Annotated in this window: 12 protein-coding genes and 3 pseudogenes; 11 read left to right on the plus strand and 4 right to left on the minus strand. The window is 59.9% G+C overall.

The window, feature by feature from the left end:
• The first annotated feature begins 270 nt into the window (after nt 1–270).
• Both ACWGS8_RS21295 and ACWGS8_RS21300 read left to right on the plus strand, forming a co-directional pair.
• Nucleotides 271–576 carry a hypothetical protein gene (locus tag ACWGS8_RS21295; protein WP_454582761.1) on the plus strand — a complete coding sequence of 102 codons (306 nt, stop codon included), beginning with the start codon at nt 271–273 and terminating at the stop codon, nt 574–576.
• 10 nt (nt 577–586) lie between these two features.
• Entirely contained in the window at nt 587–793 is a 207-nt protein-coding gene (locus ACWGS8_RS21300) for a KTSC domain-containing protein (RefSeq protein ID WP_454582762.1), read from the plus strand.
• Nucleotides 794–862: 69 nt separating this feature from the next.
• On the opposite strand, the pseudogene ACWGS8_RS21305 reads toward ACWGS8_RS21300, so the two are convergent.
• Together ACWGS8_RS21305 and ACWGS8_RS21310 are read right to left on the minus strand one after the other, a co-directional pair.
• A pseudogene (locus tag ACWGS8_RS21305) lies at nt 863–1,069 on the minus strand (DUF6766 family protein); the annotation flags it as partial.
• Between the two features lie 171 nt (nt 1,070–1,240).
• Nucleotides 1,241–2,134 (minus strand): SDR family oxidoreductase, encoded by an 894-nt coding sequence (locus ACWGS8_RS21310; RefSeq protein ID WP_454582763.1) that lies wholly within the window; start codon nt 2,132–2,134, stop codon nt 1,241–1,243.
• Between the two features lie 185 nt (nt 2,135–2,319).
• Between ACWGS8_RS21310 and ACWGS8_RS21315 the strand changes: the two genes are divergently transcribed.
• The 5 genes from ACWGS8_RS21315 to ACWGS8_RS21335 are packed head-to-tail and all read left to right on the plus strand — an operon-like array spanning nt 2,320 to nt 7,032.
• The gene (locus ACWGS8_RS21315; protein ID WP_454582764.1) at nt 2,320–2,826 is read left to right on the plus strand and encodes a YciE/YciF ferroxidase family protein; all 507 of its coding nucleotides are present in this window, start codon (nt 2,320–2,322) and stop codon (nt 2,824–2,826) included.
• Between the two features lie 25 nt (nt 2,827–2,851).
• A complete protein-coding gene (locus ACWGS8_RS21320; protein ID WP_454582765.1) occupies nt 2,852–4,405 on the plus strand; it encodes an FAD-dependent oxidoreductase in 1,554 nt (517 codons plus the stop codon).
• On the plus strand, nt 4,405–5,010 hold the full coding sequence (locus ACWGS8_RS21325) for a cupin domain-containing protein (protein ID WP_454582766.1): 606 nt from the start codon (nt 4,405–4,407) through the stop codon (nt 5,008–5,010). Before ACWGS8_RS21320 ends, ACWGS8_RS21325 begins: the two co-directional genes overlap by 1 nt.
• Before the next feature lie 13 nt (nt 5,011–5,023).
• The gene (locus tag ACWGS8_RS21330) at nt 5,024–6,028 is read left to right on the plus strand and encodes an ATP-dependent DNA ligase (RefSeq protein WP_454582767.1); all 1,005 of its coding nucleotides are present in this window, start codon (nt 5,024–5,026) and stop codon (nt 6,026–6,028) included.
• Between the two features lie 59 nt (nt 6,029–6,087).
• Nucleotides 6,088–7,032 carry a DUF72 domain-containing protein gene (locus ACWGS8_RS21335; protein ID WP_454582768.1) on the plus strand — a complete coding sequence of 315 codons (945 nt, stop codon included), beginning with the start codon at nt 6,088–6,090 and terminating at the stop codon, nt 7,030–7,032.
• A 93-nt stretch (nt 7,033–7,125) separates the two neighbouring features.
• On the opposite strand, the pseudogene ACWGS8_RS21340 reads toward ACWGS8_RS21335, so the two are convergent.
• Nucleotides 7,126–7,455, minus strand: a pseudogene (locus ACWGS8_RS21340) (M42 family metallopeptidase); the annotation flags it as partial.
• Nucleotides 7,456–7,552: 97 nt separating this feature from the next.
• Between ACWGS8_RS21340 and rnz the strand changes: the two are divergent.
• From rnz to ACWGS8_RS21360, 4 genes are all read left to right on the plus strand, one after another.
• Nucleotides 7,553–8,458, plus strand: coding sequence for a ribonuclease Z (rnz, locus tag ACWGS8_RS21345; RefSeq protein ID WP_454583030.1), 906 nt, complete (start codon nt 7,553–7,555; stop codon nt 8,456–8,458).
• Nucleotides 8,455–8,934, plus strand: a complete 480-nt coding sequence (locus ACWGS8_RS21350) for a metallophosphoesterase family protein (RefSeq protein WP_454582769.1) — start codon at nt 8,455–8,457, stop codon at nt 8,932–8,934. Before rnz ends, ACWGS8_RS21350 begins: the two co-directional genes overlap by 4 nt.
• 541 nt (nt 8,935–9,475) lie before the next feature.
• Complete coding sequence (locus tag ACWGS8_RS21355; RefSeq protein WP_454582770.1) at nt 9,476–9,730, plus strand: helix-turn-helix domain-containing protein; 255 nt, start codon at nt 9,476–9,478, stop codon at nt 9,728–9,730.
• A complete protein-coding gene (locus ACWGS8_RS21360) occupies nt 9,730–11,043 on the plus strand; it encodes a type II toxin-antitoxin system HipA family toxin (protein WP_454582771.1) in 1,314 nt (437 codons plus the stop codon). The genes ACWGS8_RS21355 and ACWGS8_RS21360 overlap by 1 nt, the downstream gene beginning before the upstream one ends.
• A gap of 499 nt (nt 11,044–11,542) precedes the next feature.
• On the opposite strand, the pseudogene ACWGS8_RS21365 reads toward ACWGS8_RS21360, so the two are convergent.
• Nucleotides 11,543–11,881: pseudogene (locus tag ACWGS8_RS21365) on the minus strand (transposase); the annotation flags it as partial.
• Between the last annotated feature and the right edge of the window lie 31 nt (nt 11,882–11,912).

Raw genomic sequence — 11,912 nt, forward strand, 5'->3', positions numbered from 1 at the left:
GTCCACTCTGCCAACCATCAACGTCTCTTCGGACAGCCTGCGTGGAGCCGGCGAAGGCCAGACTGCGGAAACGGCGCGAAATGACGGTGAATTTTCACAGGGTGCAGCGGTAAAGAAGGTTATTGCGTACGCTCTGCGCGCCGCGGGCCTGATGCGGTAGAAGCACGCAAGCCCTCGAGGCCTAGTGGCAAGGCCAGACGCATCAGAGGCTCGAAGCTACGGAACGCGGTAGGCTTTGCGATCGTTGACTGCTGTCAGCGAGTATTCGGCATGCATCTTTTCCAGATCCTTCTCCCCCGAGCCGACAACGCCGGCCAACCTTTCGCGCCGGAAGATTTCGATCGGGTCAAGGAGGAACTGGCGGCTGATTTCGAGGGCGTTACCGCCTTTTTGCAGGCGCCGGCAGAAGGTCTTTGGCGGGAAGGCAGTCAAACCGACAATGACGACATCGTCATCTTTGAAGTGATGGCAGAAGAAATCGATCTGCAGGATTGGGGGCGGCGACGCACCGAGCTCGAAGGTCGGTTCCGGCAAGATAAGGTCATCATCCGCTACATGCCGATGGCGCTCGTCTAGGATCGACGCCATGCCTTCGACCTCGATCCGCAAGAGCAAATACGATCCCGAGAGCGAGGTTCTCTCCGTGTGGTTCGTTGCAAGCGACAAGCGCTACGACTACGAGGGCGTGACTGCGCAGGTCTACGCTGAATTCCGAAACGCCTTCGCGAAAGGCCGCTTCTTCAACGACCGCATCCGGAACCGTTTTCTGTATCGGCTGATCTCGGATGACTAGCAATGTTCGGATGGGGGCGACGCTTACGCGCCTGTCTCGGCGTTTGCCGCACCACGAGGCTTCGGTAGCTGGTAATTCGTCGGCGGGCCGGTCTGGATCATCAGTATCGCGAGATTCGGCCGAGCCGCGCTGGAACAACATCGCGGTGAGCATGACGTAGGCCGAGATCTGGAGGAATTCGCTCTCCCAATTCTCGAAGAGCGCGGAAAGAAATCGCACTGCTAAGATAGGCCAGCAGCCCGATCGCTGCCGAGCCGTGGTGCTGCAGTTCTTCATTGTAGGCGGAATGACCCGACCAGATCATGCCGAGCGCTGAGAACAGGAGCAGGCCTACCGAAGCATCGTGAGGCCATTGTCGCGAAAGAAGGTTTTCACAGCCGCGCCAACACCGCCCACATCGATGAAGTTTGAGTTGTCGAACATGCCGGGTGCAACCCGATGAACTTGTCAAGCCACTCCCTTGCCGCCGGTAATACCGTAGACCTCTCCATTTATGAAGCTTGCCTCCTGCGAGGCAAGCAGCACGAAGACGGGTGCCAGTTCCACCGGCTGCCCTGGACGGCCAAAGTCGCTGTCCTTGCCGAAATTCTCGACCTTTTCGTCCGGCTGTCCGCCGCTCGGTTGCAATGCAGTCCACACCGGGCCGGGCGCAACGACATTCGCGCGAATTCCCCGCTCGATTAGCTGTTTTGCGAGTGCTTTGGTGTAGGCGACAATGCCGGCCTTGGTCGTAGCATAGTCGAGCAGGATCGGCGAAGGTTTATACGCCTGAATGGATGCCGTGGTGATGACGGAAGCGCCTGCCGGCATATACGGCACCGCCGCCTGCGCGATCCAATGCAGCGCATAAAGGTTGGTCTTCATAGTCTTGTCGAAGTCCTCGGTCGACAGTTCCTCAATCTTCTCCCGGTACTGCTGTCGGCCGGCATTGATGACGAGAATATCGAGACCGCCCAGCCCAGTGACGCTCTTTTCCACCAACTGCCGGCACCAGGATTCATCCTTGATGTCGCCCGGCAGCGCAATGGCCTTGCGTCCTTCAGCCTCAATTAGGACGATAACCTCTCTGGCGTCCGCCTCCTCTTGCGGAAGGTAGGAAATCGCCACATCCGCGCCTTCGCGGGCAAACGCAATCGCGGCCGCGCGCCCGATCCCGGAGTCGCCGCCGGTCACCAGAGCCTTGCGTCCTTGCAACCGCCCCGAGCCGCGATAGCTCTCCTCGCCATGGTCGGGTACGGGGTCCATTTTTCGGGCGAGGCCCGGGATGGCCTGCGGTTGCTCGGGAAAAGGCGGCGCCGGGTATAGCTTTCGAGGATCTTGAAGGAACGAGCGATCGGTCATGGGGTCCTCCAACATTGGGAGAGGCGGGACTTTCGTTTGCCTGACAAGCCGCAACGGCGGACGAAGGCATTCGTTCCTGTGACATCGCCGGTCGACACTCAGTCGTTGGATCGAAGGGGACCGGAACGGCTGTTAGATCCGCGCGTTCTTAACAGATCTTCCAGAACGCGAACAAGGAGCGCGCCGTGGGGCTGTTTACGAAAGATATCAAGACGATGGACGATCTGTTCCTACATGTCTTGCAGGACATCTATTATGCGGAGAAGCAGATCTTGAAGGCACTGCCCGACATGGCGGAAAAAGCGACCAACCGGGACCTGACAGCTGCTTTCAAAACGCACCTGACCGAGACGGAAAAACACGTCCAGCGCCTTGAGCAGGCCTTCGAGCTGATCGGCGAAAAGCCCAAGGGAACGACCTGCCCTGCGATCGACGGCATCATCAAGGAAGCAAATGAGATTGCCAGCAACGTTGCGGAGAAAAAGGTGCTCGACGCGGCTTTGATTACTGCGGCACAAGCAGTCGAACATTACGAAATCACCCGCTACGGAACCTTGATCGCCTGGGCGCAGGAGAGCGGCAATGAGGCTGTCGCTCGGCTTCTCACCACGACGCTCAACGAGGAAAAGTCGGCCGACAAGAAGCTGACCACGATCGCCGAACGAAAGGTCAACCAGAAGGCATCCGGCTGACCGGCAGTGGTCCGAAGGTATTGGCATGAACGCGCTTGACGAACAAACCCGATCGCTCTGGATGAAGGTCGACGTCTATCGTGATGCGCCGCGATTCAGCGGCAAAAAGAGCTGCGACACCGTGATCATCGGGTCGGGGATCGCCGGGTTGTCAGTGGCCTACGAGCTTGCCAGCGTTGGTCAAAAGGTGATGGTCATCGATCGCGGCCCGATCGCTGGCGGCATGACATCGCGGACCACGGCGCACTTGGCGCCGATTTGCGACGACGGCCCGAGCGCGTTGGTCAACTTGCGCGGCGAAGAGACGGCGAGCCTATTTCAGAAAAGCCAGGAGGCAGCGGTAGCGCGCATCGAAAAGAACGTTGCCGAGTTGGGGATCGATTGTAATTTCCGCAGGTTGGACGCCTTCCTGTTTCCGGCGATGGGGGTGGACCTCAAGGCGGCCCGCGATCAGCGACAGGAGGAATTCGAGGCGGCACAAAAGGTTGGCGCGGCCGCTGAACTGGTCACCGGCGTGCCGCTCAAAGGTTTCGGGAAGGCGCCTGTGCTTCGTTACGCCAATCAGGCGACGTTCCATCCACTGCGATATCTCCGGGGATTGTCCACGGCAATCCGCGACAAAGGTGGACGCATCTTCGCCAACAGCCCCGTGATCTCCGTTGAGGAATTGCCGGAGGGCGGAGTGCGCGTCTCGACGGAAAACGGTGGTGTGGTCGAAGCGGCGACTGCCGTCGTCGCCACAAACTCGCCGATCAACGATCGCTTCGAACTGCACACCAAAATGTCGCCCTATCGCACTTATGCGATGGCCTTTGTCCTACCGCGCGGCGATCTGCCCGACGCGCTGTTTTGGGATACAGGTGACCCCTACCACCACGTACGGATCAATCCCGGTCCGGGCTCAGTCGATTATCTGATCGCCGGTGGCGCCGATCACAAATCGGGCGAAGCTGACGATGGCGACATACGCTTCGAGGCGATCGAGGCATGGATCCGTGCCCTCATTCCGTCCCTCGGCAAAGAGGTGAACCGCTGGTCCGGGCAAGTCCTCGACACGATCGACTATTGCGCCTTCATCGGACTCAATCCCGGCAGCAAGTCGGTCTATGTGGTCACCGGCGACTCCGGACAGGGGATGACGCATGGCGCGCTCTCCGGGCTGCTCCTAAGGGACCTGATCTCGGGTAACGAGAACCCTTGGACGTCGGTTTATGAGCCGTCGCGGAAGACGCCCTCCGGTGTGATCAACTATGTTCGGGAAAACCTGTCCGCGGCGAAAAATCTCGCCGGCTACCTGCTGCCGGGTGAGTTGACGTCAGTGGACGAGCTGGCGTCTGGACAAGGGGGGATACTTCGCGAGGGCCTTCACAAAATCGCCGCCTGCCGCGACATGGGCGGCAAGCTTCATCTTCATTCAGCTGCCTGCACGCATTCCGGATGCGAAGTGGCCTGGAATTCCACCGAGCAATGCTGGGACTGCTCCTGTCACGGTTCGCATTTCGCTCCCGACGGCACCGTGCTCAACGGCCCGGCTGTCGAGCCTCTCCACCCCATGGACGCGTCAGCCGGAGAGACATGATGCCCATACTCGAAAGCGGAAAGATGATCGTCGAGAAGGTGACGGGCTGGCAGCGGCCCTCGAGCGACGATCTTGATCGGCTGGTGCGCTCGCGCAAGGCGAACACTTTCGGTTTCAAGGATGACGGCATCATTCCCAACCACCCGTCCTGGCCGCTGATCGTCTATCGCGGCGTGGCGATGTTGCCTGCCGATTTCGACCCGGCCGCAATCTTTGAGGAACTCTTCGCACGCAATGGCTGGCAAGGGTCCTGGCGAAACGGCATCTACGACTATGTACATTACCATTCCCGTATTCATGAGGTCCTTGGGATCGCGCGTGGATCGGGAAAGGTGCAGTTCGGCGGCAAGCGTGGGCGCTCCCTGACAATGAAGGCAGGCGACGTTGCCATCTTGCCGGCGGGCACGGGCCATGAGTGTCGCGACGCCAGCGACGACTTTCTGGTCGTCGGCGCCTATCCGTCGGACGGGACCTACGACGAATGCACCAGCAGCGAAGACCGTGCCTGCGCGATCAAGACCGTTCCGAAAGTCGCCAAACCCCGACAGGATCCCGTCTATGGTAGCCATGGTCCGCTTATCGACCTTTGGAAAGCACCTCGCTGAGCGCGGACGATAGATGAGCACCTGCGCCCCATTTCTCCTGCCGACCGACACAGCTCCCATGGAAGCGAAACGTGCTGACGCTATCCCGAGTGATCAGGGTGTCTGGCAATACGAGCCGAAGTGGGACGGATTTCGCTGCCTGGCGTTCAAGGCCGGCGATGCGGTCGACATCCGCGCCAAGTCCGGAAAGCCGCTCGCACGGTATTTTCCTGAGCTTGTCGAATTGTTACGCAACCTGTCGGCGGCGCAATTCGTCATCGATGGCGAGATCTTGATCGAACGCTCCGGCGAGTATTCCTTTGACGCCTTACAGATGCGTCTTCATCCCGCCGAAAGCCGCATTCGCAAACTTGCGATCGAGACGCCCGCCAAGCTGATGCTGTTCGATATGCTGGCTGATCAAACCGGACAAATTCTAACCTATCGGCCGCTCTCCGAGAGACGTGCTGCGCTGGAGACGTTGGTCAAATCCATAGGAAACGCGGAAATCGAACTTTCTCCTGCAACCTTGGACTTTAAACAGGCCCAAAAGTGGCTGCGGGACTCAGGCGGCAAGACCGACGGTGTGATCGCCAAGCGGCTCGACGGTCCCTATCTGCCGGGCGAGCGCGCCATGGTGAAGATCAAGAGGATGCGCGCGGCCGACTGTGTCGTGGGCGGCTTTCGCTATCTTGCCGAAAGGCGCGAGGTCGGATCCCTTCTGCTCGGCCTCTACAACGAGGACGGCAAACTCGACCACGTCGGTTTTACTTCGACGATCGCCAATGAAGAACGTGCCGCGCTGAGCAACCGTCTGGAGGCGCTACGCGAACCGCCAGGTTTCACGGGCAATGCGCCCGGCGGACCAAGCCGCTGGAGCACGGAGCGCAGTGGGAAATGGGAACCCCTGCGGCCCGAGTTGGTCGTCGAGGTCCGATTTGATCATATCACCGCAAAGCGTTTCCGGCATGGAACGAAGCTGTTGCGATGGCGGCCGGACAAGGCGCCACGCCAATGCACCTTTGACCAGTTGAGGTAAGGCGGCCTGGTTCGGAGTTCTTGGCTCTACTCGCCGTTGAGATGGGCGGAGGCCGTGCAATGGATAACGTCGCGAAGAAAGACATCATTGGGCTCGAAGAGCGACGCGAACGCCGTAGACTGCGTCGGGAAAAGCAGCGCGCAGAAAACCTCGGACGGGCGGAGAAGATGCATCTCGCGCGGTTGGCGGCAAAAAAGCCCGCCCTTGCAGCAGCGGAGTTGGCGAATTCCGCCTATGTCGGCTGCTCCGGATGGTTCTACTGGAAATGGCGGGGCAATTTCTATCCAGCCGAGATTGCAACATCCGAATGGTTCAACCACTATGCGCAGCAGTTCGACACCGTCGAAATAAATGCATCGTTCTATTCCTGGCCGACCGTCGCAAATGTGAAGAGCTGGCTTCGTCAGCCCGGATCGCGCGCGTTCGTCTACACCGTAAAAGTTTGCGAGCTGATCACACACGTCAAGAAGTTCGAGGGCACCGACACCCTGGTGACAGACTTTGGATTGATCGCGGACATACTGGGCGATCGGATGGGCTGTTTCCTCTTTCAGCTGCCGCCCAGTTATCGCTTTACCGAGGAAAGGCTCAGCGCCATTCTGGGCCAGCTCAATCACAGGCGACGCAACGTCGTCGAGTTTCGTCATGCTAGCTGGTGGAATGAGACCGTCTATTCCGCGTTCCGCGAGAGCGGCACGATATTCTGCTCTTGCAGCGCACCCCGGCTACCGGACGTTCTGGTTCGCACAGCCGACGAGGTCTATCTGCGAATGCACGGGCCGCAGCGCTGGTACCGGCATGATTATGGCGACGGCGAGCTGAGCGAATGGGTGGAGAGAATTCGCGAGAGCGGCGCGCGACGAGCCTGGATCTATTTCAACAACGACTACGAAGGCTTTGCGCCAAGAAACGCGCTGACGATGCGCCGGCTGCTCGAGCAAGCAGGCTTCAATGAAGGGCGATCCAATGATGGCGTTTCCGCCCTTGTTCCGGTCATCATGTAAAATCGGTGTCCGGACGGATCCGCCGACAATACGCACAAGCCAGCCGGATGGTCGCCTCCAGATCATCCGTGCAGTGCACTTCGGGGGCGTGTGCATGTAGCGCAGGCGCACCGAGAGAAGCCCCGTCGCCCCGGTTGGGATCAAGCGCACGTCGGTCGGGCATTTGGCGCCATAGGCCTGGAGCTGGTCAGGAATTCCTTGCTCGTCCGCTGCGGCTTTGAGCAGGTCAAACACCACGGGATTGGTACTGGGCCCTTGCAAAATCCCTGGCCCCTTTCCGAGGTCCAGCCGCCCCTGATCCTCAGGCCTGGAGCGGGAGTAGTCCATGGCGACCCCCATATCGACCGCTAGTGTCGTATGAGGTTGCAGATTGAAAGCTGGCGTTTGAGCACCCCGCGAACCAATCTCTTCCTGCACCGTTCCCGACGCGTAGAGACCGTCGGTTTATTTCCTCATACGGCGGTTGGGACTTGCGTTGCCCGCTTTGAGCCTCACCGCTCGCGGGATAGAATACTCCATGATTGTCAGACTGACCTTTCTTGGCACCTCGGCCAGCGTACCTTCTGCCGAGCGCAATCATCCTGCCCTGCTTGTCGAGGCCGGAGGCCAGCGAATTCTAGTCGACTGCGGGGAAGGCACGCAGCGCCAGCTGCTGCGCAGCGGCGCCGGCTTCAGGCGACTTGATCGCCTGTTGCTCACTCATGCGCATTTCGACCATATCCTTGGGGTCCCCGGCCTGTTCTCGACACGCCGGTTGCGGCAAAGCGAAGAGCTTTTCACCATCCATGGAGGCGCGGACACCCTCGACGTCGTCGTGCGTATGCTGGCCGGCCTGTGGGGTGAAGGACGAGCGCCGATCCCACTGAGGCTTGAGCCGCTGAGGCCCGGTCGGTTTTTCGACGCAGACGAATTCACGATCAACTGCTTTCAGGTTCGTCACCGCGACACGGATAGCTATGGCTTCGTGCTCGAGACACCACCTCGCCGCCACCTTCGCGCCGAGCACCTCACGTCTCTGGGCGTGCCACACGGTCCAATCAGGAAGGAACTGGTGGAAGGCCGGTCTATCACCCTCGCGAATGGCCGGACAGTTGCTTCCGAAGACGTGTTGGGGCCGCTGGAAGCAGGCAAGAAGCTGGTCATCATCGGCGATACGGAGGCTACCGATGAGCTGGCGGACCATGTCCGCGACGCCGACCTTCTGGTGATCGAGGCTACCTTCCTGGAACGAGACGCGGCCATGGCACGCGACTATGGTCATCTCACGGCTGCGCAGGCAGCATCTGTGGCGGCGACGAGCAATGTGAAGCAACTCGTTCTTACGCATATCTCCGGCCGCTATACCGATGAAGAAATCCTTGCGGAAGCCGTGCGGGCTTTTCCGAACAGCCGTATTGCGGCTGATCTCGATGTGCTCACCATATGACTGCGACCGTGACTTTCAGGATAGGCATTATCTCCGACACGCACGGCTTGCTGAGACCCGAGGCGGAACGACGCCTGGCCGGGGTAAACCACATCATCCACGGCGGAGACATTGGCAGTCCTGACGTCATTGCCGTGCTTCAGCAGATCGCACCGGTTACCGCGATCAGAGGCAACGCGGATACAGCTGGGTGGGCTTCCACCTACGCCGATACGGCGTTGGTGCGGCTGGCGGGCCGAACATTCTACGTCCTCCATGATCTGAAAACACTGCAGGTCTCACCAGCGGCACTCGGCATCGACATGGTCGTGTCAGGTCACTCCCATGTGCCGAAACTCAAAACCGGTGACGGTGTGCTCTACCTTAATCCGGGCAGCGCCGGTCACCGTCGTTTCAGGTTGCCGATCACGCTTGCGACGGTTGATATCACGCCTGACGGTCTACAGCCGGCCATTCACGATCTAAGTAGCGGCTAGTCTAAGGCGCGGGCTCAAGGTCATCGCATGCCAGGCGGGGCGGCCCGTCGGCTGTAATGGGGGCGAGTACCAGACACAGCATCCCGGGTTTCTTCGACAGGGAACCCGATCCCCCATCAGTCCACTTCCCAGGCGGCTGGGCGTTTCTCCCACGATCACCCTGAGGTTAGCCCCCTCGGAGATATCGCGGCTTCCGGCCGCCTCCAATGCGCGAAGAGGCAAGAAGACCTCCCTACCCTTGCCGGCATTGAACCACAGCACTTCGGCGTCGACAGGGCTCGCCGACACGGTCGCCTGGCGCCGGAAATCGCAACATCTGAAGAGCTGAGGACACCAGCCTCTTTGGCTCTTTTGTAAATCGGGCATGACGCGTCGCAGAGAGAATTTGTTAGCCCTTAATTCCGTAGTTCAGCGGCAGGCTTCATACGCGATCGCGTATTACACAAATTTATACGTTTTTGCGTATTATGGCGATTAATACGCGACTGCGTATATTGACAGATCATACGCGAATGCGTATGTGGAGCTCTGGAGGCTTATCATGACCGACCAGATCGCTCGCAACGAAAAGCAACTCGGCGCCATTCTGCGTCGCGCCCGCAGACAGGCCGACCTCACACAAGAGGCGCTAGGCAAGCAAATTCACCTGCGCCAGGCCACTCTGTCCCGCCTTGAGGCCGGCCAGCCAGCGGTGCAGCTCAGCACGTTGATGGCCGCCCTCTCCGCGCTCGACCTTGAACTTGTCGTTCGACCACGCAGCAAAGGCAGCGCCGCTGAGATCGAGGACCTGTTCTGATGGCGCGACGGCCGGGTCACCCGCCGCTGAATGTTTTCCTGAACGGGCGCCTGGTTGGTGTGCTGCGCAGGGAATCGACTGGCGCAATAGACTTCCGGTACGCTGGCGAATGGCTTCAATGGCGCGGCACCTTCCCGGTCTCGCTCTCGCTTCCCTTGCGGGAGGACCGCTATATCGGCGCGCCTGTGATCAACGTCTTCGATAATCTGCTTCCTGACAACGCCTCTATCCGCAAACGCGTTGCCGAACGCGTCGGCGCGGAAGGCACCGACCCCTACAGCATGCTCGCCGCCCTCGGCCACGACTGCGTCGGCGCGCTGCAGTTCCTTCCCGACGGCGTCGATCCGGGCACTCCTGGCAGCAGTGAGGGTAAGCTCGTTAGCAAAAGGGACGTCGCTGGAATAATCGAAAACCTTACCGCCGCTCCTCTCGGCCTCGGAGAGGATGAGGATTTCCGCATTTCGATCGCCGGCGCCCAGGAAAAGACGGCGCTCTTGCGCAAGGAGGGGCGCTGGTTCAAGCCGATTGGCACGGCGGCGACCACTCATATCCTGAAACCACAGATCGGCCGGTTGCCCAACGGCATCGACCTCTCCAACAACGTCGAGAACGAGTACCTGTGCCTCAAGCTCCTCGAGGCGTTCGGCGTTCCTGCCGCCCGGGCAGAAATTGTCGATTTTGGCGAACGCCGCACGCTGATCGTCGAGCGATTCGACCGGCTGTGGGCCAGGGACGGTCGCCTGCTTCGCCTGCCGCAGCAAGATATCTGTCAAGCGCTGTCAGTGACACCCACGCGCAAATATCAGTCCGAGGGCGGTCCCAGCGTGGTTGAGATTGTCGAGCTTCTGAAAGGCAGCGATACGCCAGAGGACGACATCGCTGTTTTCCTGCGCGCCTGCATCGTATTCTGGCTGATCGGCGCGACCGATGGGCACGCCAAGAACTTCAGGATTTTTCTCGGGCCCGGGGGGCGGTTTCGGATGACGCCACTCTACGACGTACTGTCCGCGCAGCCTAGCCTTGATGCCCGACAGATCCCTCGCAAGAAATTAAAGCTGGCAATGTCAGTCGGCAAGAACCGGCATTATTCGGTAGACGAAATTGTGCCCCGCCACTTCATGCAGACTGCCGAGATGGCCGGCGTGGGGACACCTGTCATGCGCAAACTTTTCGAAGACGTTGCCGCAAATGCCGAAAGCCAGTTCGAGACGGTAATCTCCTCATTGCAGCGCGGCTTTCCCAAAGAGATTGTCGAGTCGCTCAGGTTGGCTATAGGCAAGCGAGCGCCTCTGCTTGCCGATTGGCGCCATTGAACGATCTCGGCGTCTCCTGCCTGGCTGCGACCGATGAACCGGCAGTCGAACCTTTCTATCGGTGTGAAACAAGCGGCGAAGATGGTGCTGAAAAAGAAGAGCTGAAGGCGTGACCTAAGAGGGTTCCAACGTTCCCCTTTTATCGCTAGGAAAACTCCCATCCATTCCGGCGCTAGCCGCGCCGCGAGCGCGGGTAGGAGAACATTCGGCGATTTGTCGTGACCTGCGCACGGCTCGTGCAACTGAAAGAATTCTCCGGTTTGCTCTGGAGCCTACAGGAACCCTCCGCCCGCACATCTCCCCCAAGAGTCTGTCGCAGGTGCCGGGGGTAACAGTGACCAACCTCGCGCGATAGACAAGTGTTCACCCCAATTCGTGCCCTGCCATCGGAGCGGCTGCAGGCCGGATGAGCGAGGTGGTGAATGTGATTTCGGCGCAACCGGGTGCGACGGGGCAATGAATGCAGTCTTGGCCGGCATCCAGGACCGAGGGAACGAGAACAGGCCCGACGCTCCGATAGGCCAATGACGGCCTGCAGATACGCGACGGCTTCGCGCTTGGCGGCGGGCCCTACCATTTTTTTGACAGAAGCGCACGCAGCGCCGAAGCTTCGAGCATCTGGTCTGCGAACAGCTTCTTCAGCTTGGCATTCTCGTCTTCCAACGCCTTCAGGCGCTTGGCGTCGGGCGCGTCCATACCGCCATACTTCGCCTTCCAGTTATACAGCGTCGCCTCGGAGACCCCGTGCTTGCGGCCAGATCGCCCGCCTTTGCACCCGCCTCTCGTGCTCGCGCAGAACCGCGATGATCTGCTCTTCCGTGAACCGCTTTCTCTTCATCAGTCCGTCCTTCAATCAAGGCCCGGACTCT

This window comes from Mesorhizobium sp. 43Arga (genome assembly GCF_053714255.1).

What these genes read in the sequence shown, in the direction of transcription:
- ACWGS8_RS21295 (WP_454582761.1), top strand. Translation starts at nt 271, where the DNA reads ATGCATCTTTTCCAGATCCTTCTCCCCCGAGCCGACAACGCCGGCCAA.
- ACWGS8_RS21300 (WP_454582762.1), top strand. Translation starts at nt 587, where the DNA reads ATGCCTTCGACCTCGATCCGCAAGAGCAAATACGATCCCGAGAGCGAG.
- ACWGS8_RS21310 (WP_454582763.1), bottom strand. Translation starts at nt 2,134, where the DNA reads ATGACCGATCGCTCGTTCCTTCAAGATCCTCGAAAGCTATACCCGGCG.
- ACWGS8_RS21320 (WP_454582765.1), top strand. Translation starts at nt 2,852, where the DNA reads ATGAACGCGCTTGACGAACAAACCCGATCGCTCTGGATGAAGGTCGAC.
- ACWGS8_RS21325 (WP_454582766.1), top strand. Translation starts at nt 4,405, where the DNA reads ATGCCCATACTCGAAAGCGGAAAGATGATCGTCGAGAAGGTGACGGGC.
- ACWGS8_RS21330 (WP_454582767.1), top strand. Translation starts at nt 5,024, where the DNA reads ATGAGCACCTGCGCCCCATTTCTCCTGCCGACCGACACAGCTCCCATG.
- ACWGS8_RS21335 (WP_454582768.1), top strand. Translation starts at nt 6,088, where the DNA reads ATGGATAACGTCGCGAAGAAAGACATCATTGGGCTCGAAGAGCGACGC.
- ACWGS8_RS21350 (WP_454582769.1), top strand. Translation starts at nt 8,455, where the DNA reads ATGACTGCGACCGTGACTTTCAGGATAGGCATTATCTCCGACACGCAC.
- ACWGS8_RS21355 (WP_454582770.1), top strand. Translation starts at nt 9,476, where the DNA reads ATGACCGACCAGATCGCTCGCAACGAAAAGCAACTCGGCGCCATTCTG.
- ACWGS8_RS21360 (WP_454582771.1), top strand. Translation starts at nt 9,730, where the DNA reads ATGGCGCGACGGCCGGGTCACCCGCCGCTGAATGTTTTCCTGAACGGG.